Annotated in this window: 22 protein-coding genes; 8 read left to right on the top strand and 14 right to left on the bottom strand. The window is 64.9% G+C overall.

Features of this window, described 5'->3' with window-relative positions; all coding sequences use genetic code 11:
- Positions 1–47: 47 nt before the first annotated feature.
- The gene (locus YQ44_RS18460; protein ID WP_071324630.1) at positions 48–1,157 is read right to left on the bottom strand and encodes a porin; all 1,110 of its coding nucleotides are present in this window, start codon (positions 1,155–1,157) and stop codon (positions 48–50) included.
- 318 nt (positions 1,158–1,475) lie between these two features.
- Here YQ44_RS18460 and YQ44_RS18465 point away from each other — a divergent pair, with 318 nt between their 5' ends.
- On the top strand, positions 1,476–3,587 hold the full coding sequence (locus tag YQ44_RS18465; protein ID WP_071326606.1) for a site-specific recombinase: 2,112 nt from the start codon (positions 1,476–1,478) through the stop codon (positions 3,585–3,587).
- 11 nt (positions 3,588–3,598) lie between these two features.
- A complete protein-coding gene (cls, locus tag YQ44_RS18470; RefSeq protein WP_442905833.1) occupies positions 3,599–4,975 on the top strand; it encodes a cardiolipin synthase in 1,377 nt (458 codons plus the stop codon).
- Between the two features lie 139 nt (positions 4,976–5,114).
- On the opposite strand, the gene YQ44_RS18475 is transcribed toward cls, so the two are convergent.
- The 3 genes from YQ44_RS18475 to YQ44_RS18485 are packed head-to-tail and all read right to left on the bottom strand — an operon-like array spanning position 5,115 to position 7,609.
- Positions 5,115–5,933, bottom strand: a complete 819-nt coding sequence (locus tag YQ44_RS18475; protein ID WP_071324632.1) for a metallophosphoesterase family protein — start codon at positions 5,931–5,933, stop codon at positions 5,115–5,117.
- 3 nt (positions 5,934–5,936) lie between these two features.
- On the bottom strand, positions 5,937–6,863 hold the full coding sequence (locus YQ44_RS18480) for a diacylglycerol/lipid kinase family protein (protein ID WP_071326607.1): 927 nt from the start codon (positions 6,861–6,863) through the stop codon (positions 5,937–5,939).
- A gap of 5 nt (positions 6,864–6,868) precedes the next feature.
- Positions 6,869–7,609 carry a phosphatase PAP2 family protein gene (locus tag YQ44_RS18485; RefSeq protein WP_335589228.1) on the bottom strand — a complete coding sequence of 247 codons (741 nt, stop codon included), beginning with the start codon at positions 7,607–7,609 and terminating at the stop codon, positions 6,869–6,871.
- Positions 7,610–7,755: 146 nt separating this feature from the next.
- On the opposite strand from YQ44_RS18485, the gene YQ44_RS18490 reads away from it, so the two are divergent.
- On the top strand, positions 7,756–7,980 hold the full coding sequence (locus tag YQ44_RS18490) for a hypothetical protein (protein WP_010396348.1): 225 nt from the start codon (positions 7,756–7,758) through the stop codon (positions 7,978–7,980).
- Positions 7,981–8,190: 210 nt separating this feature from the next.
- Here YQ44_RS18490 and YQ44_RS18495 read toward each other — a convergent pair whose 3' ends face one another.
- The 4 genes from YQ44_RS18495 to YQ44_RS18510 all read right to left on the bottom strand — a co-directional run bounded on the left by YQ44_RS18495 (position 8,191) and on the right by YQ44_RS18510 (position 13,284).
- Positions 8,191–9,327 carry an AI-2E family transporter gene (locus YQ44_RS18495; protein WP_083411940.1) on the bottom strand — a complete coding sequence of 379 codons (1,137 nt, stop codon included), beginning with the start codon at positions 9,325–9,327 and terminating at the stop codon, positions 8,191–8,193.
- Between the two features lie 92 nt (positions 9,328–9,419).
- Entirely contained in the window at positions 9,420–10,610 is a 1,191-nt protein-coding gene (locus YQ44_RS18500; RefSeq protein ID WP_071324633.1) for a DUF1501 domain-containing protein, read from the bottom strand.
- A 142-nt stretch (positions 10,611–10,752) separates the two neighbouring features.
- A complete protein-coding gene (locus tag YQ44_RS18505; protein WP_071324634.1) occupies positions 10,753–12,282 on the bottom strand; it encodes a DUF1800 domain-containing protein in 1,530 nt (509 codons plus the stop codon).
- A gap of 99 nt (positions 12,283–12,381) precedes the next feature.
- Positions 12,382–13,284, bottom strand: coding sequence for a LysR family transcriptional regulator (locus YQ44_RS18510; RefSeq protein WP_071324635.1), 903 nt, complete (start codon positions 13,282–13,284; stop codon positions 12,382–12,384).
- Between the two features lie 105 nt (positions 13,285–13,389).
- On the opposite strand from YQ44_RS18510, the gene YQ44_RS18515 reads away from it, so the two are divergent.
- Entirely contained in the window at positions 13,390–14,406 is a 1,017-nt protein-coding gene (locus tag YQ44_RS18515) for a zinc-binding alcohol dehydrogenase family protein (protein ID WP_071324636.1), read from the top strand.
- Here YQ44_RS18515 and YQ44_RS18520 read toward each other — a convergent pair whose 3' ends face one another.
- Positions 14,407–15,675: a glycerate kinase type-2 family protein gene (locus tag YQ44_RS18520; protein ID WP_071324637.1), complete on the bottom strand. Its 1,269-nt coding sequence runs from the start codon at positions 15,673–15,675 to the stop codon at positions 14,407–14,409.
- A gap of 113 nt (positions 15,676–15,788) precedes the next feature.
- Between YQ44_RS18520 and YQ44_RS18525 the strand changes: the two genes are divergently transcribed.
- On the top strand, positions 15,789–16,142 hold the full coding sequence (locus tag YQ44_RS18525) for a YnfA family protein (RefSeq protein ID WP_071324638.1): 354 nt from the start codon (positions 15,789–15,791) through the stop codon (positions 16,140–16,142).
- 6 nt (positions 16,143–16,148) lie between these two features.
- Here the strand turns inward: YQ44_RS18525 and YQ44_RS18530 are convergent, their stop codons facing one another.
- Both YQ44_RS18530 and YQ44_RS18535 read right to left on the bottom strand, forming a co-directional pair.
- Entirely contained in the window at positions 16,149–16,550 is a 402-nt protein-coding gene (locus YQ44_RS18530; protein ID WP_071324639.1) for a tellurite resistance TerB family protein, read from the bottom strand.
- Positions 16,551–16,616: 66 nt separating this feature from the next.
- A complete protein-coding gene (locus YQ44_RS18535; RefSeq protein WP_071324640.1) occupies positions 16,617–17,579 on the bottom strand; it encodes a TerC family protein in 963 nt (320 codons plus the stop codon).
- A gap of 157 nt (positions 17,580–17,736) precedes the next feature.
- Here YQ44_RS18535 and nhaR point away from each other — a divergent pair, with 157 nt between their 5' ends.
- A complete protein-coding gene (gene nhaR / locus YQ44_RS18540) occupies positions 17,737–18,636 on the top strand; it encodes a transcriptional activator NhaR (RefSeq protein ID WP_071324641.1) in 900 nt (299 codons plus the stop codon).
- A gap of 3 nt (positions 18,637–18,639) precedes the next feature.
- On the opposite strand, the gene YQ44_RS18545 is transcribed toward nhaR, so the two are convergent.
- The gene (locus tag YQ44_RS18545; RefSeq protein WP_071324642.1) at positions 18,640–19,653 is read right to left on the bottom strand and encodes a zinc-binding alcohol dehydrogenase family protein; all 1,014 of its coding nucleotides are present in this window, start codon (positions 19,651–19,653) and stop codon (positions 18,640–18,642) included.
- Between the two features lie 98 nt (positions 19,654–19,751).
- Here YQ44_RS18545 and YQ44_RS18550 point away from each other — a divergent pair, with 98 nt between their 5' ends.
- Positions 19,752–20,675, top strand: coding sequence for a LysR family transcriptional regulator (locus tag YQ44_RS18550; RefSeq protein ID WP_071324643.1), 924 nt, complete (start codon positions 19,752–19,754; stop codon positions 20,673–20,675).
- A gap of 86 nt (positions 20,676–20,761) precedes the next feature.
- On the top strand, positions 20,762–22,096 hold the full coding sequence (locus YQ44_RS18555; RefSeq protein ID WP_071324644.1) for a chloride channel protein: 1,335 nt from the start codon (positions 20,762–20,764) through the stop codon (positions 22,094–22,096).
- Here the strand turns inward: YQ44_RS18555 and YQ44_RS18560 are convergent.
- On the bottom strand, positions 22,086–22,580 hold the full coding sequence (locus YQ44_RS18560) for a MarR family winged helix-turn-helix transcriptional regulator (RefSeq protein ID WP_071324645.1): 495 nt from the start codon (positions 22,578–22,580) through the stop codon (positions 22,086–22,088). The genes YQ44_RS18555 and YQ44_RS18560 overlap by 11 nt on opposite strands.
- Before the next feature lie 70 nt (positions 22,581–22,650).
- Complete coding sequence (locus YQ44_RS18565; protein ID WP_071324646.1) at positions 22,651–23,502, bottom strand: toxin-antitoxin system YwqK family antitoxin; 852 nt, start codon at positions 23,500–23,502, stop codon at positions 22,651–22,653.
- Positions 23,503–23,530 lie beyond the last annotated feature (28 nt).

The following is a 23,530-nucleotide window of genomic DNA, read 5'->3' on the forward strand; positions in this document are numbered from 1 at the left end:
GAAGGCGCACCCTCCTCCTGCAGCGGCCGCCTGGCGGGCGCGGCCGCTCAGAAGCCGTGACGGAAGCCCAGATTAAAGGCTGCGTCGCCGCGTCCGCTGTCGCTGGCGTTGCCCACCGTGTAGCGGGCGCCGTTCTTGTTGTGGATCTTCGCGTAGGACGCGTAGAAATCGCTGCGTTTGGATAAGGAATACGTGAGGCCGACGGCCACCTGGCTGGCGTCGCGGTTGGCCAGGTCGCGGTCGTCCTTGTGCACCCAGGACGCCAGCAGCTTGAAGCCGCCCACGGGCACGGACACGCCGAGCAAGGTGTCGCGGCTGTCCGAGGACGACATCGACAGGGCCAGCGAGCTGTAGTCATTGCTGGGATCCCACGGCGAACTGCCATAGCCCTTGTTGATGCCGATGGCGGCAAAGGCCGTCGCCACTTTCAGGTCGATATTCGCCGCGATCAGGGTATTGCGGGCCGACATGTCGATGGCGGGCGACGTGCCGGCCGCCAGGATGAAGTTTTTCTTGCGCTGGTGCGACACGCTGAGATTCACGGCGCCGTGCGAATAGCCGAGCGTGGCGCCATACGCGCGGTTGTTGGCGCTGCTGTACGGCGACTCGCCAAAGCTGTAGATGGCGCTGGCCGACACGCCGCGCAAGGCGGGCGTCACGTACTTGACGGTATTGTCGTAGCGTTTCACGCCGTAGCCGGCCAGATTGCTGGCGCTGCCGGCCATGCCGCCCTTGAACGGGTCGGCCACGTCGGTCAGGGCCTGGTATTGCAGGTTGTACTGGCGTCCCAGGGTCAGCGCGCCGAGGCGGCCATCGAGGCCCACATAGGCCTGGCGGCCGAACAAGCGGCCCTCTTCAGACTGCCCCGTATCGTTTTCAATGCCCGTTTCCAGCGTGTAGACGGCGGCCACATCGTTGCCCAGCGCTTCGCGGCCCTGCACGCCCAGGCGCGAGCCGGAAGCGACGCCGCCCGATACCTTGGTGCTGGCGCAATTGGCCTGGCAGCCGCGCTCGGCCACGATGCCCGCGTCGAGTACGCCGTACACGACAACATTACTGGATGCCGCACTGCCGGCGCCGTCGGCAGCCTGGGCCTGTCCGCAGAACGGCCACGGTGCCAGCCCTATCACAGCAAGCGCAAAATACGAGGTCTTCATGATAAATATCTCGGTAACGTGAAATGAAACTTCCCGGTATTGATCAGGCCATGCGCTGTGTGTCACGTCCTAGTGTTACCTTATCCACGCTTTTTGGCAAGCAATCTGTGCGTTGTACAACAGAAACCCCAGCTTAGCGCCGGGAAAGCCGTCGCGCACTGACAACACGCAAGAGTGACCATGATTCCCGTTTTTGTCGCAAAATAAGGACGGAAGCGGGCCCTGCTTTAAGGCAATGTTCGGTGGCGAACGTTGCGCGATTTGACGCAGGCAGTACACTATTGGTTTTACCGACAGCGGCTCGCCCGTTTTTTCTGCATGCTAGCTATCCTCGAACGCATTGATCCCAACTCCAGCAATATCGACTTGCTGGTGGAATTGTTTAACTCTCTGCGTCCCAAGCGCCCCCACGACAGCGCTACCGCGATCGCCAACGTGCGCACCCTGCGCCAGCTACTCAAAGGCAACCCCGCCCAGGCCCGCGCCCTGCATGAATACGTGCTGCGCGTGCTGGCCGCGCGCCGCCACGCCAGCCTGTACACGGACATCGGCGTGCTGTCGAACAGCGGTTTCTTCACAGAATTGAAACGCCGCATCGCCTACCGCATGCTGCCGCCCGCCCTCGGCGACGAATACCTGAACGACGCGCTCGACCAGGTGCTGTACCTGAATACCGATTACCTGTGGATCAGCAACGTGCCGGCCACGGACTGGCTGGAACTGTTCGACGTGCTCACCAGCGACGACATCGAACTGGCCGTCGGCGACGGCAATATCATGCTGCCCGGCATGCTCGATGCCATCCGCACCCTGTCCTACCGCGTCTGCGCCATGGGCCTGGAGCCGGAGCTGACGCGCTTCCACAGCGAAATCGAAGTCTTCCATTCGCCCTTCATGGTGCAGAACACGGAAGTGAACGCCTACCTCGATGCCTACACGAATCTGCTGCACGGCGAGATCGAACACATCGAGGACGCGCGCCACCTGCTGGTGATGCTCGACCAGTGCGACGCCGTCATCGCCAAGATCCGCAAGAAGGCCCTGTACCAGGGCACCAGCATTCCCCTCACGTATTTGCTGGTGGCGCTGGCGCAAAGCATCGAGCGCCTGCGCAAGCTGCTGTTCCTCGTCGACACGAGCGGCGAACTGCCGGCGTCAAGCAGCGTGGACATCGACGCCATCACGGTGGACGCCACGCAAGACTTGCTGCACCCGCAGCCGGTCAGCCGCCGCCGCGCGGGCGCCGTCGGCCTGGCGCTGGAACTGATCCAGGCGCACAACAACAAGTACAAGGTCAGCGACCTGTTTTCCGACAATATCAACTTACTCGCGCGCAATGTGACGGAAAACGCCAGCCGCACGGGCGAGCACTACATCGCGGAAAACCGCCGCGAGATGGGCGCCATGTTCCTCTCCTCGGCGGGCGCCGGCATCATCATCGGCTTCATGGCCCTGTTCAAGATACTGATGTCCTACCTGCGCTCGGCGCCGCTGGTCGAAGCGTTCATGTTCAGCATGAATTACTCGATCGGCTTCATGTTCATCCATTTGCTGCACTTCACGGTGGCCACCAAGCAGCCGGCCATGACGGCCTCGCGCATCGCGGCCGGCCTGCACAGCAAGGATGGGCGCAATATCGACCTCGACAGCATGGCGGAACTGATCAACAAGGTCTTCCGCACGCAAAACATGGCCGTGCTGGGCAACCTGGCGACGGCCATTCCCACGGCGTGGCTGATCGCGCTTGGCTACAAGGCAATTACCGGGCACAACCTGGTGACACCGGAAAAGGCCATGCACCTGCTGCACGATATCGACCCCATCGGCAGCCCCGCCATCTTCTACGCCATGATCGCCGGCGTGTGCCTGTTCGTCGCCGGCCTGATTTCGGGCTACTACGACAACCAGGCGCTGTACACGCGCTGGGCGCAGCGCATCGCGCAATTGCGCGGCCTGGGCCGTGTCATCGGCCAGGAACGGCTGCAGCGGCTGGGCCTGTACCTGGAAAACAACCTGGGCGGCCTGATGGGTAACTTCTATTTCGGTATCCTGCTCGGCTCCATCGGCACCCTGGGTTTCCTCATCGGCCTGCCGATCGATATCCGCCACATCACCTTCTCGGCAGCCAACTTCGCCACGGCGCTGGTGGGACTCGACCACAACATGAGCTGGCAACTGGCCGTCAAGTCGCTGTCGGGCATCTTCGCCATCGGCACGGCCAACCTGCTGGTCAGCTTCGGCCTGGCCCTGTGGGTAGCCCTGCGTTCGCGCCAGGTACGTTTCAAGCACGGCATGCAATTGTTGAAGATCCTCGGCAAGCGATTCCTGAAAGCGCCCATCGTCTTCTTCTTCGGCTCGAAAAACCCGCCGCCCCTGGCATTGGCCGATGACTCGGCAAACCTGTCACCCACGACCAAGGCTCAAAAATGACCGCAAGGCGCATGCAACCCTGCCTCACCGCCCTCCTGCTGTGCTGGACCCTGGCTGCATGCGCCTCGCTGCCCAATGTCAAGAATCTCAATACCACGCTGGAACCGGTGGCCAAGCCCAAGGTGATCACGGGCAAGGGCGCCGTGCTGAACGTCAACAGCCGCGCCGCCCTGCTCAACAAGCGCTGGGCCAGGTCCGGCATGGACTTGAAGACCCAGGCCGCGCTGGAAGAGGCGGCCACGGGCGTGCCTTTGATCAAGGGCAACAAGGTGACCCTGCTGTTTGACGGCCCGCAAACGATGGACGCCATGTTCAAGGCCATCAGCGAAGCGAAGGACAGCATCAACCTGGAAACGTATATCTTCGACCAGGACCCGCTGGGCCTGAAGTTTGCCGACATGCTGATCGAAAAGCAGCAATCGGGCGTGACGGTCAACGTCATCTACGACAGCGTGGGCACGCTCGGCGTGCCGCAGGCGTTTTTCGACCGCATGCGCGCGGCCGGCATCCACCTGGTGGCCTTCAACCCCGTCAATCCGGCCAAGCTGAAGGGCGACGACTGGAAGATCAACAACCGCGACCACCGCAAGGTGCTGATCGTCGACGGCAAGACGGCATTTACGGGCGGCATCAATATCAGCGATACCTATGCCAAGAGCTCGCTGTTCCGCTCGAAATCGAAAGCCACCGACAAGAAAGACGTGGGCTGGCGCGATACCCACGTGAAAGTGGAAGGCCCGGCCGTGGCCGCCTTCCAATGGCTGTTCATCCGCACCTGGGCCCAGCAAGACCAGGCCGACTTGCCGGATGCCAATTACTTCCCCACCCTGTCCGAAGTGGGCGACAAGCTGGTGCGCGTCGTGGCCAGCGAGCCGGACGGCGGCTTCGAAATCTACAAGGCGTATATCCTGGCCATCCAGGAAGCGAAGAAATCCATCCACATCACGTCCGCCTATTTCGTGCCCGACCAGCAGACGGTCGACGCCCTGATCGCGGCCGCCAAGCGGGGCGTGGACGTCACCGTGGTGCTGCCCGGCGTCTCCGACAGCGGCCTGGTGTTCCATGCGGGACACGCGCTGTACGACCAGCTGCTGGCCGGCGGCATCCGCATTTTTCATCTGAAACTGGCCGTGCTGCACGCCAAGACGGCCGTCATCGACGGCGCCTGGTCGACCGTGGGCTCGACCAACATCGACATGCGCAGCTTCCTGCATAACAGCGAACTGAACGTGATCGTGCTGGGCGACAGCTTCGGCCGCGAAATGGAAAACGCCTTCCAGGAAGACTTGCGCGACTCGGAAGAGATCACCAGGGCAAAATGGGAAACCCGGCCCATCTCCGACCGCATGAAGGAGTGGGCGGCCCGCTTCATGAACTACTGGCTATAACGGCGTAGCCATCAAAAAGTCCAGGGCGTTGTTGCATTGCCTCGCCGTACTGTTCGCACGGTCTTCGGCAACGCGCCTAGCTCTGGCCATTTTGCCGGCCACTCCTGATGCCGCTTGCCGCCTGCCCCATTAATTCTGACTACAGCGGCCGCAAGCTGGCCCACACGCCGCCCTCGCGCGCGAACGCCTCCGTGCTGACTTTTTCAAAGTCGGCCTGCTCTTCATTCCAGCTGTAGCGCTCGACGCGGATGCAGCTGTTTTCCACGCGCAGCACATTGAACGAATTGGATTCGCCGCGGCCCCGCGTGGACGTGGCCGTGCCCGCCTGCACCATCAGCGCGGCGTAGCCGGCGATCTTGTAGCGCTCGGCCGTGTTGGCCGCCACGCTGGCATGCAAATGGCCTGCCAGCAATAAATCCACGCCGCATTCGGAAAACATCTGCAGCGCCTGCGGCGCGCGGTCGACCAGGTCATCGTCATCGAAATGCTCGGGCAAGTCAAACGGATGATGCGTGACGATGATGCGCGTCAAACCGGGCGGCAAGCTGCCCAGGCGCCGGCGCAGGAAATCGATCTGTTCGTGGCTGATGCGGCCATCCTTGAACGTCAGCGAGCGGGCCGTGTTGATGCCCAGCACGGCGATTTCCTCGTCGATATATTCAGGCGTCAAGTCGTCCGTCACATGGCGCCGGTACTTGACCAGCGGGGTGAGGAAACGGGAAAAGACGTTGTAGAGCGGCACGTCATGGTTGCCCGGCACCACGATCTGCGGCCCCGGCAAGCTGTCGAGAAATTGCCGTGCTTCCTGGAACTGGGCGCTGCGCGCGCGCTGCGTCAGGTCGCCCGAGACCACCACCACGTCCGGTTCCAGGCGCTCGACCAGCGCGCGCAAGGGCGCCAGCAAGGCCGCATCGACCCTGCCGAAATGCAAATCCGATAAGTGCACGAGGGTGCGCATGGGCTACTCCCTGGCCGGGGCCGTGACAGGCGTGGGTGCCGGCACCAGCACCTGCAGCGCGGCGGGACGGATACGGTAATGCAGCGGCGTGTTCATGATGGTCACCTCGCCATCGGTGGCCACGCGCAGGCGCCTGTGCCTGGTCGCAATTTCCAGGTCGGTGGCCGTCAGCACGTCAAAATCCTTGGCCTGCGACAACTTGCCGAACAGCGCATGCAAGGCCAGCTTCAGCAAGCCCAGGCGGCCGGGACGCTGCGCCACGTACAGGCTCAGCTGCCCGCCATCAAGCCGCTCGCGCTCGCCGATATTCAAGCCTTCCATCAGGTATTCATTATTGCCGATGAAGACGAAGGGCGTGCGCCGCGCATGCACGGCATCGTTGAGTTTCAATTGCACGCTGAGAAACGGATAGCGGCGCAAGGCCGCCACCAGGGCCCAGCTGAAGGCCAGCCACTTGCCGCGGCCCAGCCGGCGCTGCTGCTTTTCGCGGTCGCGCACGATGTCGGGATACAGGCCGAGGCTGGAATTGTTCAGGAAGATGCGGCCATTGACCTCGCCCACGTCGACCTTGTGCGGCACGCCCTGCGCCACGTTGGCGATGGCCGCATCGAGGTCCAAGGGAATGTTCAAGTCCTTGGCAAAATGGTTCAAGGTCCCCAGCGGCAAGACGCCGAACGGCGTGCCGCTGCCGGTGACGACGGAGGCGACGGCATTGATGGTGCCGTCGCCTCCGCCGGCCACGACGACAGGCGCGCCATCGCGCAAGGCTTGCCCGGCCGTGGCGATCATCTCGGCGCCGCTGGCGGCCAGCGTGATGGCGGCATCGAGCCCCACGGCCGCAAATTTCGCTTCGAGCTGCTGCGCCCAGTCGGGCGCGTAGCCGCAACCGGCTCCCGCATTGATGATGACGGCAATCTTGGACAGGACAATTCCCCTTATTTGGTGAGCCGGATATGCCGGCGGCGGCGCAGGGTCGACACGCCGGCGATGCAGATGGCCAGCCAGCCATAGCTTTCCGCCATCGCCGCCAGCACGTCGCTCAGGTAATGCGCGCCCAGATAAATGCGGCTGAAACCCACCAGCGCCGCCATGAAAAAGGCGCCCAGCGCAATGGCGATGCGCTTGCCCCACGCACCCGGCGCCGTCTGGCAAATCAGGTAGGCGCCCAGCAAGCCGTACAGCGCCGTCGAGGTCGCCGTGTGGCCGCTGGGGAAGCTGTACGTGCTGAGGGCCGTCTGCAGCAGGGGCTCGTCAAAGCTGGGCCGCGCGCGGACAAAAATGTACTTTAGCAGCAGGTTCAAAAACATGACGCCCGGCATGGTAATCACCAGGGTAAACAGCCAGTAGGTGGCGCCCTTGCGGTACAGATACCAGCCCAGCAAGGTGGCCAGGGTGATGGCGCCGATCACGCCATGCAGGTGCGTGACGACCAGCAGGCCAGCGGTGATCCACGGCACCGCGTGCTGGTTGAACCATTGCGCCACGTGCAGGTCGATCACCGTGATCTGCTGCATGCCCATGACGGCTTCGGCGATCTCGTGGAAGACCACGATGGCCACCAGCATCAGGGCCACGCCCACCGTCATATGCAGGCCCAGCTCGCCTTCGGGCGACAGTCTGGCCTCGACGAAGCGGCGCAGTTTCGTGGTCACGCCCATGTCATTTTTCTCTTGCAAACTGCTTACTCCTCAAATCAGGCGCGGTGATCAAAAAAACCACACCAGTAAAAAAATACTGTTTATTCATACAGTAGCTGTGTATTCATACAGTAGTTATGCTATTCTGATGACTCGTTCAACACATCTCCCTCAAAGGAATTGTCATGGCAACATTGAATAGCGGTTTTGGCTCACGGTTCGGCCTGGAATACGCCCCAAGCTCTTTCCTCGTCCGCATGGGCAAGCGCGAAATCCTCGTCTGCCGCGACTTCCGCAAGCGCTACTACACCGTCAATCCCTTGATCGAGTGCGGTACGGGCATCGAGCCGGGCTATGTTGAAGTGCTGCTGATGCGCCGCTGGTTGTTGATCTTATCTAAAGCGCATTAAATACGCCTTAAAATCGACTGCGCGGCGCGATGCGCGGCCTGCGATGCCCGCTGTCTGCAAGTACAGCTGCGTTTCCTAGCCGCTACAGGCTGCCGCCCTCCACGATTTTTTCGGCGTATTCCGGGGCTTTCAACGACCTTTTGAAAGCCCCGCCCGGCCACGCCAGGAACGCCCCGGTACCGGCCAGCGGCAACGCTGGCCGACCCCTCATTACTGTGTGCGTTCCGGTGCGGCCGGGCTGGCAGGTGTATCAGCAAGTGCGCTGGCAGGTACGCTGGCAGGTGCGCTGCCAGCAGGCGCCTCGCCGAACACATTCGCTTCATACCACAGGGTGACGAACAGCACCATCACGACGGGGCCGATGAACAGGCCCACGAGGCCCAGGGTTTCCACGCCGCCCAGGATGCCGAACAGCACGGCCAGGAAGGGCAAGCGGGTAGCGTTGCCGATCATGCCAGGCCGCACGAAATGGTCGGCCACGAACAGCACGATGGTGCCCCATGCGGCCACGCCGATGGCGGCGCCCACATTGCCCTGAAACACCAGCACGGCGGCGGCGCACAGGTAAGCCAGCGGCGCGCCAAACGGGATGATGGCCAGGATGCCGGTGGCGAACGCCCACAGGGCCGGCGACGGCAAGCCGGCGATGGCGTAGGCAATGCCGATCAGCACGCCTTCGGCCAGCCCCACCAGCACCAGGCCGTTGACGGTGGCGCGTATGGCCGTGGGAATCTTTTGCGCATAGCGGCCCCACCGTTCAGGACGCAGGAAATGGCTGCCGACGGCCGTGATCTGGCGCGTCAGCGCTTCGCCATCCTTGTAAAAGAAAAACAGGCACAGGAAGGCCAGGCCAAAGTCGACGAGGCGGTGGAACACGTCCGCGCCGAGGATTTTCAGCATGTCGCGCGCGGAATGAAAACCGCCCACGGCGCTGCCAGCAAAGAAGTGGCTGAGGCCGTGCGGCTGGCTCAGGGTGGCTTGCCACCAGTCGCCGATGGCGCCGCCGGCCAGCGGAATATGCGCTACCCAGTCCGGCACGGGCAAGCCGTCGGCATTCGCATGGACGATGAAATTGGCCAGCACGGGCACTTCGCGCGCGGCCTGCGCCACGCCGAACAGCACGGGGATGATGAAGATGCAGGCAAACGCCAGGGTCAGCGCCGCGGCCGCGATAATGGTGCGCTGCCCCAGCGCCGCGCGCACGCGCAGGTATAGGGGCCAGGTGGCCACGCACAGGATGCCGGCCCACACGAGCGGCAAAAAGAAACGCTGCATGACGAACGCCGTCACGGCGATCAGTGCCAGGGAAAAGCCTGCGCTGAGCATATCGCGCTGGGTATCGGTCATACCACTCCATTCGTGCCGCGCACCGGGAACGGTGACGGGGCTTGGCTACGCGCCAGTTGCGCAGGCGTAGCGTAACACGGAGATTCGCTGAGTCACACGAGTCCCAGCTCCGCCGGCTTGACGCCGGCAAACACGTGCTCGAGTTGCGCCGGCGTCAAGCCGAAGGTGCGGCGCAGCAAGCCGCCCAGCACGGCGCGGTATTCGTTCAGCACGGGCATGTCGCGGTTCTGGAACAGCGTCGCCTGCGAAATGGCCACTTGTTCGCCCGCCACCTGCCTGCCGTTGATGCCGCCGCCCAGCACCCAGAACACGCTGCCGTGGCCGTGGTCCGTGCCACGGTTGCCATTTTCGCGGAAGGTGCGGCCAAATTCGCTGACGACGACGACCACGGTCTTGCGCCAGGCGCCGCCCATTTCCTGCGCAAATGCGGCCAGGCCACGCCCCAGCTCGTCGAAGCGCCCCGCCAGGTAGCCATTCGCGCCCCCCTGCCCCACGTGCGTATCCCAGCCGCCCACGTCGACGAAGCCGAGGTTGTATTTGTCCTTCATCAAGCGGGCGATGCGCTGCGCTTCGAGCTCAAAACCCTTGGTGCTGATGGCGTTGCGGTTGGCCGCCTGCATCTCTCCCGTCAATTCCTTCGTCACGTCGTCGCGCACGACAAAGCCCGCGCTGACCGGTTGCTGCAAGGGCGTGCCCCGGTACATGGCGGCGATGATCTGGCTTTGACGCGCATCAATGCCGGACTTGCCCACGGAGCGCAGCGCCATGTTCGGCACTTGCACGCCGCCCTGGAAAATCAGCGGCAGCTGGTCCGTGAAAGCGATGGCATGGCTGGCCTTGTCGCCGTTCAGACTTTGCGCCAGCCGGTTCAAAAAGCCCGAGCGGAAGTCGCGGCGCTGATTGATTTCTTGCCCCAGCTCTATCGTATCCTGCGTCTCGAAATGGCTGCGCGTTAAATCCGTCGTGCCGGCAAACGGGATGAAGGCCGCCTCGCCGCCTTGAAACAGCGGATAGACGGTCTCGCGCAGCGATGGATGCAGGGCCCAGTCCCCGTTCAGGGGCAGCGCGCCATTTTCCGCGCCAGGCTTCGCGATGGCGATATTCGGCCGCGCCGCATAGTAAAAATCGCTGCCGACCGGCACCAGCAAGTTGTTCGCGTCATAGCCGCCGCGCAGGAACACGAACAGCAGCTTCGCATCCGTGGCGGGCGCGGCCAGTAGGCTGCCCGCATGGGACAGCAGGGGCGCGGCGGCCAGGGCTTTCAACAGGTCACGACGGTTCATGGCGACTCCTTTCAGTAGTTAACGCCTGAACAAAACCGCAGCGAGTGGCAGTGCCTTGTGGCCAGGAAGCGCAGCTGTGCTTTGGCGCAGTGAGCATCGCAGGCCGCAAGTCGCGACGCGCAGCGGGTTTTGGCAGGCGTTTTCAACGGTGCATCATCTCTGGCGAGGACAAGAGGAAAGTATTCCACTCCTGCGGCGAGGCGGCCTGTTCCAGGGCCTGGCGCGTGGCGGGGCTCAGGGTCGCTTGCAGCGACTGGTAATACAGGGCGCTGGCCAGTTGCGGAAACGCGACTTTTTCCTGCGGCTGCGGACCATCCGTCTTGAACAGGCCGGCGCTGCCCGAACCGATGGTGCGGGCGATATCGAAGCGCGTCGTCATCTGGCCGGGGCTGGCCCAGGACGCATCGGCCAGCGGATAGCCGTCCGGCGTCTGGCGCCCGTACAGGGGCTGGCCCATGCGCGACAGCCAGTTCAGCATCGGTCCCGCATTCAGGATGGGCTTGTCGTCATAGCTGAGGCGCACGGCCGACACCACATAATGCATGGGGTCCTTGAATTTCTTTCCCAGCGACAGCCTGAATTCGGGACTGGCAAACAAGGTCTGCAGCACGTCGGCGATCATGCCGTCGCTGTGCTCGAACGTGGCCGCCATGCGCGCCACCAGCGCGTCAGGCGGATTGTCGCCGACGAAATACTGGGCCAGCTTGCCGCTGATAAAGCGCGCCGTGGCGGGGCTGCGGCTCAGGCGGTCCAGCGCTTCATCGAGCTCGGCCAGCCCCCTGCCCTTCACGGTTTGCCCCAGGAATTGCTTGTCGCCGTAATCGTGGCGGTTCGGATTGAACTCGAACAAGCCGCGGCGCACGTACTGCGATTGCAGCGCCGGCTTCACTTTCGGCGCCTCCGTGCCCAGGTTCACGCCCACCCCGGTCAGGATGCGCGCCAGTTCCTGGACATCGGCCTGGCTGTAACCGCCATTCACGCCCAGGGTATGCAGCTCCATCAGCTCGCGCGCATAATTTTCATTGATGCGCTTGACGGCATTGGCTTCATTGTCCAGATAGCGCAGCATGGCCGGATGGTGGACGGTGGCGCCCAGCAAGTCGCGGAATTTCCCCAGAGCATGCGGCGCGATGGCGTTCGCTTCGTAATCGCCGACCATGGCGCGCAAGTTGTGCTTGCCCTGGTGCACGCTGAAATGGTTGAGCCAGAACCAGCTCAGCTGCTGCAGCAACTGGTTAGTCGAATACACGTCGAGCAGCAGCGAGCGCGTGGCCGCCTCGCGCGCCAGGCGGTTCAGTTCCTGCTGATAATCCTTTTGCGCCTGCTGCTTCGCCGCGTCGTCCGGCACGGCGGCCGCATCCCTGCGCTTCTGCTCCATGGCCATGACCAGTTGGTCGAGCGGCACCTGGCTGATGCTCATGGCGTCGATCTGCGCCTGGATGGCGGGCGGCAGGCTGGCCTTGCCTGGATGCAATTGTCCCTGCAGGTAGCGCGGCCACCCCTCCTTTTGCAGCTGGCGCACGCTGCCCGCATTCACGCCCCAGCTGGCACGCTCGAGCATGGCGATGCCTTGCGCGGCATGCTCGGGCGGGGCGACAGGCGCGGTCGCGGCGCAGCCGGCCAGCAAGAGCAGGGAAATGACGGTCGTTGGCAGCAGTCGATGGTGGAACATGGCGATCCTTCAAGCGATGTCAAGCAGAATGCATGAGGGTACGCCCAGGTTGACCTGCGCATGATTGCCATTTGCAACGAGTTGTAATGAAGCATGTATTTATGCCAAGGCTGCGCACTGTTCCCGCAAGAAATCGCGCAACTGCAGCACCAGCGGCGTCGCCTGCGCCCGGTGCATGCAGACGAGGTGCAGGGGCGTGGCTTCGCCCGCCACTTCGGGCAACAGCACCTGCAGGCGGCCGGCGGCCAGGTCGGCGGACAGGTCCAGCCGCGATTTATAGGCAATGCCGAGGCCCGCCACGGCCCAGCGGCGCACCAGGTCGGCATCGTCGGCGCTGCGGTTGCCGCGCACCTGTACCGTCACCTGCTCGCGCTGCGGCAGGCGGTAAAACGTCCAGCGGTCGTGCAAGCCATCCTCGAGCGCAAAACACAGGCAATTGTGCTGCGACAAGTCTTCCAGCGCCAGCAGGGGGCCATGCGCGCGCAGGTAATCGGGCGAGGCGACCAGCACGCGGTCGTTGGCCGGCGCGATGGGCATGGCGATCCTCGTCGAATCGTCCTGCTGGCCATAGCGCAAGGCAATATCGACTTGCTGGCGCACCATGTCGGCCACCCGGTCGCTGACGCTGAGCTGGTACTGCAGCTTCGGATGGCGCGACTGGAACTCATCCAGCCAACCCAGCATCAGGTTGCGGCCGAGATCGGATGGCATGGCAATTTTCAAGGTTCCGCCGAAACTGTCCTTGCCGGCCAGCAGTGCGTCATGGCCCGCGCGCAGCAGGCGCAAGGCTTCCCGCGCATGTTCGAGGTATTGCGCGCCTTCGGCCGTCAGGCTCAGCGAACGCGTCGTGCGGGCCAGCAGGCGCAGGCCCAATTCCCCTTCCAGGCGCTTGACGGCGGCGCTGGCCAGCGCGGGCGAGATGCCGAGCTCGCGCGCGGCGGCCGACAGGCTGCCCCGGTCGGCCGTGCGCACAAACACCTGCAAGTCATCGAGTCGCAGCAATTTTCAGCATTCCTTTGAAAGTGTTTCGGTACGCGCCCTCTTTTTCTCGGGCGGGAAAGCCACCATCATACGTCATCCCCTGTTCACTCTTAGTCAAGGACACCCATGAAAGCCATCGCCTACCGTCACAGCCTGCCCATCGCGGATGCCGAGGCCCTGCTCGACATCGAGCTGCCCACGCCCGTCGCCACGGGCCGCGACCTGCTCGTCGCCGTGCACGCCATTTCCGTCAATCCCGTCGACACCAAGGTGCGCAAGAATCGCCAGCCGAAAGAGGGCCAGGCCGAAGTGCTGGGCTGGGATGCGGCCGGCGTCGTCACGGCCGTGGGCCCGGACGTCACCCTGTTCCAGGTCGGCGACAAGGTCTGGTATGCGGGCGCCATCAACCGCCCCGGCAGCAACAGCCAGTTCCAGCTGGTCGATGAGCGCATCGTGGGCCACATGCCGGCCAGCCTCGATTTCGCCCCCGCCGCCGCCCTGCCGCTGACGGCGATCACGGCCTGGGAATTGCTGTTCGACCGCCTGCAGATCAGCCGCGACAGGAATCTCGGCGGCAAGTCGCTGCTGGTGATCGGCGCGGCCGGCGGCGTCGGTTCCGTGCTGGTGCAGCTGGCGCGGCAGCTGACGGGCGTGACCATCATCGGCACGGCGTCGCGCCCGGAAACGGCGGACTGGGTCAGGGAACTGGGCGCCCACCACGTGATCGACCACAGCCTGCCGCTGGCCGCCGAAATCACGCGCCTCGGCTTGCCGCCCGTCGACTATGTGATCAGCCTGAACCAGACCGACAAGCACTTCGAGCAGATCGTCGAGCTGATCGCGCCCCAAGGCAATTTTGCCCTGATCGACGACCCCGAACACATCGACGTGCGCAAATTCAAGGGCAAGAGCGTGTCCCTGCACTGGGAGCTGATGTTTACCCGTTCCCTGTTCCAGACGGCCGACATGATCCAGCAGCATGAATTGCTCGAGGAACTGGCGCAGCTGGTGGACGCGGGCGTCATCAAGACCACCCTGGCCGAGCGCTTCGGCACCATCAACGCGGCCAACCTGAAGCGCGCGCATGCCCTGCTCGAAAGCAACACGGCAAAAGGCAAGATTGTGCTGGAAAATTTCCAGTAATCAGGTAATCAGGATGGCCCGGAAATCGTTGACATTCGTCAAGGTCGGGCCCGTGATCACGGAGTCTCCCAGCGCCTGGAAGAAGCCGTGGCCATCGTTGTTGTCCAGGCTGTCGCGGGGATGGATGCCCAGCGCCCAGGCGCGCCGCAGGGTATCGGGGGCGAGATAAGCGCCGGCGATGTCTTCCTGGCCGTCGACGCCATCGGTGTCGCCGGCCAGCGCATGGATTCCCTCCTGCCCTTCCAGCGCGATGCCCAGCGCCAGCAAAAATTCCACGTTGCGCCCGCCGCGGCCGTTGCCGCGCACGGTCACCGTCGTTTCACCGCCCGACAGCAAGACGCAGGGGGCGGGAAACGGCTGGCCCCGCAGGGCCGTCTGGCGCGCGATGCCGGCCATCACCGTACCCACGTCGCGCGCCTCGCCTTCCAGGCTGTCGCCCAGTATATACGGCGTGACGCCGGCCGCGCGCGCCACGCTAGCTGCCGCTTCGAGCGCCAGCTGCGGCGTGGCGATCAGGGTCGTTCGCGTGCGCGCCAGGCGCGGATCAGCGGGTTTCACGGATTCGCCACGTCCGCTCTCCAGCGCTTCTTGTATGCTGTCCGGCAAGACCAGGCCATAGCGGCGCACGATGGCCAGCGCGTCCGCGCAGCTCGTGGCGTCGCCCACCGTGGGACCGGACGCGATATCGCCAAGCTTGTCGCCGGGCACGTCCGAAATCGCCAAAGTGATGACTTGCGCCGGGTGGCAGGCGGCAGCGAGGCGCCCGCCCTTGATGGCCGACAAGTGGCGGCGCACGCAATTCATTTCGCCGATGGTGGCGCCGGATGCCAGCAGCGCGCGGTTCAGGGCTTGCTTGTCGGCCAAAGTGATGCCGTCCAGCGGCAGGGCCAGCAGGGACGAGCCGCCGCCCGAGATCAGGCACAGCACCGTGTCATCAGGCTGCAAGTTGGCCACCAGATCGAGCATGCGCCGCGCGGCCGCCATGCCGGCCGCATCCGGCACGGGATGCGACGCTTCCACGATGTCGATGCGCGCGCACGGCACGGCATAGCCGTAGCGCGTGACGACGAGGCCCGACAGCGGCCCCGGCCAGTGCTGCTCGACGGCCTGGGCCATGGCGGCAGACGCCTTGCCGGCGCCGATGACGATCAGGCGTCCCTTCGGGACGGGCGGCAGATGGGGCGGCACGCAGTGCGACGGCTGCGCCGCCTCGACGGCGGCATGGAACATGGCTTGCAGCAAGGCGCGCGGCGCTGGGGTCGTCGTCATTTTGTCTCCTCGGGATGCGAACCCGATCATAGCAGTGCCGGCGCCGTCCGCGCCAGCGGCTGCCAGATTGCCTGGCAGCTACAATGACGGCTTGACCACATCACAGGAATACCATGAACGACGCCATCGAATGGACCAGCCTGGCCCGCACCTTCGGCCTGTTTACCGTCACGGCCGTGGCGGAACTGCTGGGCTGCTACCTGCCCATGCTGTGGCTAAGCAACAAGGGCAGCGCCTGGCTGCTGTTGCCGGCCGCCATCAGCCTGCTGATCTTCGTGTGGCTGCTGACCCTGCATCCAGCCGCCAGCGGCAGAGTCTACGCCACGTATGGCGCCATCTATATCGCCACGGCCCTGGGCTGGCTGTGGCTGGTGGACGGCATCACGCCGGCCTGGACCGACATCGCCGGCGTGGGCCTGGCCCTGGCCGGCGCCGCCGTCATTGCCATGGGGCACAAGACGGCGTAAGACCCATCAGGCGGCATGGCGGCGGAAGTTCGTTTCCGCCGACCAGGCCGCACCGGCGCGCGACAGCAGCACGGCTTCGCCATCGGCCAGCCAGTCGTCGGCGTCGGCGATCTTCCACATGGCGTGCAGCAGCTTGCGGCGCAGGTCCGGGTCGCTGATTTCTTCCAGCAGGCTGTCGATCACGCCATGGCCCAGCTGGATGGCGCCATGCACGGTCGAGGTCAGCATGTCGTCGCACAGGTCTTGCAGCAGCTGCTGGAAGGCGGCAGGCTCCAGGTCGATATGCTCGAGGATCTTGCTGCTGTGCAGGGCCTGCAATTCCGAGCTGTCGAGGTTGCCATCGACGATCATCATCAGGGCCAGGATGCGTCCCGCTGCCTGGGGACTGTTTACCGAATACGTACGCATGATTCCATTCTTTCATTGTGAGTTAAGAGGCGCGCCACCGCCATGCGGGGCGCGCGGTACTGCGGTTTACTTTTTATCGCCAGGCTTGATGAACACGCTGGCCACGCAGCTGGCGACGATCAGCACGGCCACCACCAGCAACGATGCTTCGACGGGCACGTGGTACCACGGCATGATCAGCATTTTCGAGCCGATGAACACCAGCACCATCGCCAGGCCATACTTGAGCATATGGAAGCGGTCAGCCACGTCCACCAGCAGGAAGTACAGGGCCCGCAAGCCCATGATGGCGAACAGGTTCGACGTGAACACGATGAACGGGTCCGTCGTGATGGCAAAGATGGCCGGGATCGAATCGACGGCGAAGATCAGGTCCGTCACCTCGATCAGGATCAGCACGAGGAACAGCGGCGTGACATAGCGCAAACCGCCCTTGGCCACGAAGAAACGTTCGCCGTGGTCGCCGTCGGCCACCCGCAAGTGGCGGCGGGCAAAGCGCAGCACCGGGTTGTTCGCCACGTCCGGCTCGGCATCGGCCGCCACCAGCATGCGCATGCCGGTAATCAACAGGAAGGCGCCAAACAGGTACAGCACCCAGCTGAACTCGCTCACCACCCATGCGCCGGCCAGTATCATCACGGCACGCATGACGATGGCGCCCAGCACGCCGTAGATCAGGACCCGGCGCTGGTACTGGAGCGGCACCTGGAAGGCGCTGAAGATCAGCAGGAAGACGAAGACGTTATCGACGGACAGCGCTTTCTCGATCAGGTAGCCGGAAAAGAATTCCAGCGCCTTCTGGTTCGCCACCTCGGCGCCGGCCGTGCCGTTCAGATACCACCACAGGCCGCCGTTGAACAGCATGGCCAGGCTGACCCATACCAGCGACCACGTGGCCGCTTCCTTGACGCCGACCTTGTGCGCCTTGTTGCCGCCGAAGACGAACAGGTCCAGCGCCAGCATCAGCAGCACGAAGACGATGAAACCGGCCCACATGGGGGCCGTGGCAATGCTCTCCAGGCCGTTCATCGTTGGCCTCCGCTACAGTCTCTGCCTGTATTCCAGCACATGGTGTTCTCCTTGCATGAATGAAGCAGTCATCATATGCCGAATCAAAACATCGAACAAATCGAATATAATTTACGAATACATCGAAAAATTCGATGTATCAACACAAGGATCCGCGATGTCCGCACTCAACTTCAAGCATTTGCGTTACTTCTGGATGGTGGCCAAGACGGGCAGCATCGCCCGCGCGGCCGAGCAGCTGCACCTGACGCCGCAGTCGATTTCCGGCCAGCTCGGCGACTTCGCCGACAGCCTGGGCGTGGAACTGTTCCGCCGCAGCGGGCGCAAGCTGGAATTGACGGACACGGGCAGGCGCATCCTCAGCCATGCGGAAGAAATCTTCAGCGCCGGCGATGAATTGCTCGAGATCGTGCGTGACCAGTCGCGCACGGCGACGACCACGTTCCGCGTCGGCTGCGCCGATTCCGTGTCGAAGCTGATCGCCTGCCGCCTCGTCGAACCGGCGCTGGGCCTGGCCGAGCCGCTGCGCATGATTTGCCGCGAGGGCCGGCTGGCCAGCCTGCTGGCGGACCTGGCCGTGCACCGGCTGGACCTGATCATCGCCGACCGCCCCATGCCGTCCCACCTGAGCGTGCGCGGCTTCAATCACCTGCTTGGCGAAAGCGGCATGACCGTGTTCGGCACGCCGGCCCTGGCCGCCACCCTGGAAGGCGGCTTTCCCCAGTGCCTGAACCGCGCCCCGCTGCTGCTGCCGGGCGAGGACTTCGCCATCTACGGCCGCCTGCTGCAGTGGCTCGGCGAAAACAATCTGCACCCGCGCATCGTCGGCGAGTTCGACGACAGCGCCATGATGCAGGCCTTCGGCCAGTCCGGCGCCGGCCTGTTCTTCGCCCCCACCGTGATCGCGCCCCAGGTGTGCGAACAGCATGGCGTGGTGGCGCTGGGCCGGGTCGACAGCCTCGTCGAGCAAGTGTATGCGATCACCACGGAGCGGCGCCTGAGCCACCCGGCCACCATCGCCATCAGCCAGAGCGCGCGGCACGAACTGTTCGTGTGAGCCCTACTCGTCGCTGAGCACCACCTTGCCCGCCTGCCCGCCCCGCTCCAGCAGCGCATGGGCCTGGCGCAAGGTGGCCGCATCGATGGGCGAGAAGCGCCGCCTCACGGTGTGGCGCAGCACGCCCTCGTCGATCAGCCCCGCCACGCGGTGCAGGATGCGCTGCTGCTCCAGCAGGTCGGCCGTGCCGTACAGGGGCCGCGTGAACACCATTTCCCAGTGCAGCGACACGCTCTTGCCCTTCAGCGGCGCCGCATCGAACATAGCGTGGTCGTCGATGACGGCCAGCTTGCCGTGCGGCGCGATGAGTTCCACCAGTGCCGCGCAGTGCCGTGCCGTGTGCGACAGGGCGGCAACGTGCGCGACCGGCGCCACGTTCAATGCCGCCACCTGCGCCGGCAAGGGCAGCGTGTGGTCGATCACGTGGTGCGCCCCCATGGCGCGGCACCACTCCATGCTGTCGCCGCGCGACGCCGTGGCGATCACCGTCAGGCCCGTCAGCTGGCGCGCCAGCTGGATCAGCATGGAACCGACGCCGCCCGCACCACCGAGCACGAGCAGGCTGCCGCGCGGCTGCCTGTCGCCAGGCGCGATGGCAAAGCGCTCGAACAGCAGCTGCCACGCCGTCAGCGCCGCCAGCGGCACGCCGGCCGCCTGGGCAAAATCCAGGGTCGCCGGCATGCGCCCCGCGATGCGCTCGTCGACCAGGTGGTATGCGGCGTTCGCGCCCGCGCGGTCGAACGAGCCCGCGTAATACACGGCCTGCCCGGGCGCGAACAGGGTCACGGCGCTGCCCACCGCATGCACGACGCCGGCCGCATCCCAGCCCAGGGTGACGACGCCGTCCGGCACCGGCACCAGCCCGGCGCGCACCTTGACATCGAGCGGGTTGACGCCGACGGCGCGCACGCGCACCAGCACGTCGCGCGGGCCGGGCACGGGCATTGCCCCCGTCGTGTCGAACAGGCCATGCTCGTCGTCCACGCCGCTGCCCTTGCTGAAACCGATCATCTTCATTGCATGCTCCTGCAAATTAAAACCGCATGGTAGGCAATCGCGTCACAAAGAAAAATATGCTTCAATACGTTTCACTACTGACCAAACTGTCATGAATCATGAAGATTGAACCCAACGACAAGCTGTCCGGCGTGGCCCTGTTCGTGCAACTGGCGCAGGCGGGCAGCTTTGTTGCCGCCGCGCGCCAGGCCGGCGTCTCGCCATCGGCCGTCAGCAAGAGCCTGGCCCGCCTCGAACACCGGCTGGGCGCGCGCCTGTTCCAGCGCAGCACGCGCCAGCTGAGCCTGACGGCCGAGGGCAAGCTGTTCCTCGCGCGCAGCGAGACCATCCTGGCGGAAATGCAGGCCGCCCAAGAGGAACTGACGGGCAATCTGGCACCACAGGGAAGGCTGCGGCTGGGCTTGCCGGAACTGGGCGGCCTGTTCCTGCCCGCGCTGGCCGATTTCGCCGCGCGCTATCCGGCCATCGCGCTTGAGCTGGATTTTTCCGACGCGCTGGCCGATGTCGTCGGCGACGGCTTCGACGCCGTCATCCGCATCGGCGCGCCGCGCGATTCGCGCCTGGCCGCGCGCAAGCTGGGCCAGTTCCGCTCCTGCCTGGTGGCCTCCCCCGCCTACCTGGCGCGCCACGGCACGCCGCAGCACCCCCTTGAGCTGCAACAGCATGCTTGTCTGCACTACCGCTTCCGCCACAGCGGCAAGGTCGAACCATGGCAGCTGCGTCAGGACGATGGCGAGGCAGCGCCGGACTTGCCGCAGTCCATGATCTGCAACAACGTCGAAACGCGCCTGCACTTCGCCCGGCAAGGCCTGGGCATCGCGTGGCTGCCCGACTTTTATGTGCGCAGCGCCATCGATGACGGCAGCCTGGCCGAGGTGCTGGCCGGGTACGCCATCGTCGGCCATCCGGCCCACAGTTGCTGGCTGCTGTGGCCATCCGGGCCGCACCTGGCGCCGAAGGTGCGGGCGCTCGTCGATTTCCTGGCCGCAGCGGCCATTCTGTCGCCTGCTGCCCACACATAAGGCACGCGAAATACATTTGAACAAATACATCTATATAATGGGAGGTCTCCCCGACGCCCTGCGCGCCCCTTCCTGGACTTGCCGCAATGAAGCACTTGCACGACATCCCCTCTGCCTTCAAGCATGAATTTGCCAACCCGCGCCTGTGGTGGTCGCGCGCCGTCGTCGTCGGCATGGCCGCCATCGCGGGCCTCGTCGTCGTCGGCTTTACGTGGCTGGCGGAGGAAGCGCTCGAGCTGTTCCTGTTCTTGAATGGCAAGGCCTGGTGGTTCGCCCTGCTGTGGACGCCGGCCTGCGCCGCCCTGCTCGTCTGGCTGACGCGCCGCTATGCGATGGGCGCGGCCGGCTCCGGCATTCCGCAAGTGATGGCCACGCTGGACCCGGCCGTGGCAGCGGAGCAGCGTTCGCTGTTTGTGTCACTGAAACTCAGCGCCGCGAAGATAGGCCTGACGGCGGGCGGCTTGCTGGGCGGACTGTCGCTGGGGCGCGAAGGGCCTTCCGTGCAGATCGCCGCCGGCGTGATGCTGGCCGCGCGCCGCTGGCTGCCGCGCCATTCCCAGGTGAGCGCCCATTCGCTGCTGGTGGCCGGCGGCGCGGCCGGCATCGCGGCCGCCTTCAATACGCCGCTGGCCGGCGTCATGTTCGCCATCGAGGAACTGTCGCGCTCGCCGGAGCAGCGCAACAGCGGCCTGATCGTGGCAGGCATCGTACTGGCCGGCATGATGGCCGTTTCCATCCACGGCAACGCCACCCATTTCGGCATCATTCATCCTGGCCCCATCGGCCTGGCGCTGGCCCTGCCCGGCTTGCTGGTGACCCTGGTGGCGGGCGTGGCCGGCGGCCTGTTCGCGCGGCTGCTGCTGGCGTCCGCCCGCGGCAACCCGCTGGGCAGGCTGTCCGCCTGGCGCACGAGCCGGCCCGTGCTGTTCGCCGCCGTCTGCGGCCTGGCTGTGGCGGCCATCGGCATCGCCAGCCACGGCGCCACGTTCGGCAGCGGCACCGTGGCCACGCGCGCCATGCTCGACGGCGCCAGCGAGGCCACGCCCGCCTTTGTTGCCTTCAAGTACGTGGCCACGTGGCTGACCGTCTGGTCGGGCGTGCCGGCCGGCATCTTCGCCCCCTCGCTGGCCATCGGCGCCGGTATCGGGCATGACATCGCGCAACTGCTGCACTACCCGCACGCGCCGGCCCTGATCGCGCTGGGCATGGTGGGTTTCCTGGCCGCCGCCACGCAGGCGCCGCTGACGGCCTTCATCATTGTCATGGAAATGGTCGATGGCCACGGCATGGTGCTGAGCCTGATGGCTTGCGCCGTCGTGGCCAGCACGGTGTCGCGCGTGCTCAGCGAGCCGCTGTACGGCGCGCTGGCGCAGCTGCAGCTGCAACGGCTGCCGCAGGCCAGCCGGGACGCTACATCGTAAACGGAAACGGCTGCAGTCCCGCCTTGCGGTCGTCGGGGGCGACCACGGCCAGCAAGGCGTTCAAGCCCTGGTTCAGGTGCGCCAGGCTGTCGGCGTCGAGCTGGCCCAGCGCGCTGGGCAGCAAGCCCCGCGCCGGCTGCGGCGCGCCGGCGATGACGGCCTGGCCCTCGGCCGTCAGGGTCAGGGTCACGACGCGCTGGTCGGGCTGGTCGCGCGCCTTGCGCACATAGCTTTTCTTCACCAGCGCGTCGACGAGGTTGCTGGCCGTCGTCTGGTGGATGGACATCTTGACGGCCAGTTCGCCCATGCGCAGGCCTGGCCGCTCCAGCAGTTCCTGCATCACCCATAATTGCGCGCCCGACACGCCGCACTGCTTCTCGATCTGCGCCGAATGCCGCTGCGCCGCGCGCATGACGACGCGCATGTTTTGCAAGGCCAGGCTTTGCGCCTTGGCCAGCGCCGATACTTCCGCTTCCACCACCATTGCCTCCAGTTATCAGATCCGGCATCGCGCCTGCTGGCGGACCGGAATCCCTACATGATACCTGCATCGGCTAGCGCGCTCCCACTTCCGCCTGGCCGGCAGGCAGTAACTGCCCAGCCTGCCAAGCCTGCTCCTGCACCAGCCTGCCATTCCTGTCCCAGTGGCGCTCGATGCCGTGCTTCTTGCCGTACGCGTACGGCACGAGCTGCTGCAGGCTGCCGTCGTCGTACCATGTCTGCAGCAAGCCGTGGCGCTGGCCGTCGCGCATGGGGGTCACGCTGGCGCGCACGCCGTTGTCATGCCACTGCGTCACGTCGCCCTGCTCGCGCCCCTGCGCATCCTGCCGCCAGGCGACCGATGGCTTGCCGTTGCTGCCCCACTTTTGCATGCTCAAGAGCCTGCCCTTGCGGTACAGGGCCTTTTGCGCCAGCTGGCCATTGTCATGGCTGTCAAACGACCAGCCATCGGGTTCGCCGTCCACCCAGACCTTGCGCGCGCGCAAGCTGCCGTCCTGCGCATAGGTGAAGAACTCGCCATCCTGCTTGTCATGGATAAAATGACTGCGCTGGAACAGCGTGCCATCGGCGTAAAACACGTCTTGCCGCCCATGCATCCTGCCGCCCTTCAGGAAGGCGCGGCTGCTCACCTTGCCATTCGGCCCGTACGACACATATTCGCCATCGGCCATCTGCCTGCCGTGGTAGCGAATGCGGTGCATCAGCTGGCCATTTTCATGGTACGTCTCGGCGATGCTGTCGCGCCCGTTCGGCAGCCGGGTCACCTTCTGCCTGACCTGCCCATTTTCATACAATGACGTGCCGCCGGCCAGCGCATCCGGAACCTGCGCCTGCGCCGCCAGCGGCACGGCCGTCATCAGCGCCGCCATCAGCGCCGCCATCAGCGCCAGGCGCATGGTCCGCATAGTCTGTCCATACCGCATGCTGATCCCT

This window comes from Janthinobacterium sp. 1_2014MBL_MicDiv, assembly GCF_001865675.1.
GTDB lineage: Bacteria > Pseudomonadota > Gammaproteobacteria > Burkholderiales > Burkholderiaceae_D > Janthinobacterium.

Excerpts from the sequence above, each read along its gene's own strand:
- YQ44_RS18545 (WP_071324642.1), bottom strand. The coding sequence starts at position 19,653 with ATGAAGATGATCGGTTTCAGCAAGGGCAGCGGCGTGGACGACGAGCAT.
- YQ44_RS18490 (WP_010396348.1), top strand. The coding sequence starts at position 7,756 with ATGGCAACATTGAATAGCGGTTTTGGCTCACGGTTCGGCCTGGAATAC.
- YQ44_RS18520 (WP_071324637.1), bottom strand. The coding sequence starts at position 15,675 with ATGACGACGACCCCAGCGCCGCGCGCCTTGCTGCAAGCCATGTTCCAT.
- YQ44_RS18535 (WP_071324640.1), bottom strand. The coding sequence starts at position 17,579 with ATGAACGGCCTGGAGAGCATTGCCACGGCCCCCATGTGGGCCGGTTTC.
- YQ44_RS18465 (WP_071326606.1), top strand. The coding sequence starts at position 1,476 with ATGCTAGCTATCCTCGAACGCATTGATCCCAACTCCAGCAATATCGAC.
- YQ44_RS18515 (WP_071324636.1), top strand. The coding sequence starts at position 13,390 with ATGAAAGCCATCGCCTACCGTCACAGCCTGCCCATCGCGGATGCCGAG.
- YQ44_RS18475 (WP_071324632.1), bottom strand. The coding sequence starts at position 5,933 with ATGCGCACCCTCGTGCACTTATCGGATTTGCATTTCGGCAGGGTCGAT.
- YQ44_RS18495 (WP_083411940.1), bottom strand. The coding sequence starts at position 9,327 with ATGACCGATACCCAGCGCGATATGCTCAGCGCAGGCTTTTCCCTGGCA.
- nhaR (WP_071324641.1), top strand. The coding sequence starts at position 17,737 with ATGTCCGCACTCAACTTCAAGCATTTGCGTTACTTCTGGATGGTGGCC.
- cls (WP_442905833.1), top strand. The coding sequence starts at position 3,599 with ATGCAACCCTGCCTCACCGCCCTCCTGCTGTGCTGGACCCTGGCTGCA.
- YQ44_RS18555 (WP_071324644.1), top strand. The coding sequence starts at position 20,762 with ATGAAGCACTTGCACGACATCCCCTCTGCCTTCAAGCATGAATTTGCC.
- YQ44_RS18460 (WP_071324630.1), bottom strand. The coding sequence starts at position 1,157 with ATGAAGACCTCGTATTTTGCGCTTGCTGTGATAGGGCTGGCACCGTGG.
- YQ44_RS18565 (WP_071324646.1), bottom strand. The coding sequence starts at position 23,502 with ATGCGGACCATGCGCCTGGCGCTGATGGCGGCGCTGATGGCGGCGCTG.
- YQ44_RS18505 (WP_071324634.1), bottom strand. The coding sequence starts at position 12,282 with ATGTTCCACCATCGACTGCTGCCAACGACCGTCATTTCCCTGCTCTTG.
- YQ44_RS18500 (WP_071324633.1), bottom strand. The coding sequence starts at position 10,610 with ATGAACCGTCGTGACCTGTTGAAAGCCCTGGCCGCCGCGCCCCTGCTG.
- YQ44_RS18525 (WP_071324638.1), top strand. The coding sequence starts at position 15,789 with ATGAACGACGCCATCGAATGGACCAGCCTGGCCCGCACCTTCGGCCTG.
- YQ44_RS18530 (WP_071324639.1), bottom strand. The coding sequence starts at position 16,550 with ATGCGTACGTATTCGGTAAACAGTCCCCAGGCAGCGGGACGCATCCTG.
- YQ44_RS18550 (WP_071324643.1), top strand. The coding sequence starts at position 19,752 with ATGAAGATTGAACCCAACGACAAGCTGTCCGGCGTGGCCCTGTTCGTG.
- YQ44_RS18560 (WP_071324645.1), bottom strand. The coding sequence starts at position 22,580 with ATGGTGGTGGAAGCGGAAGTATCGGCGCTGGCCAAGGCGCAAAGCCTG.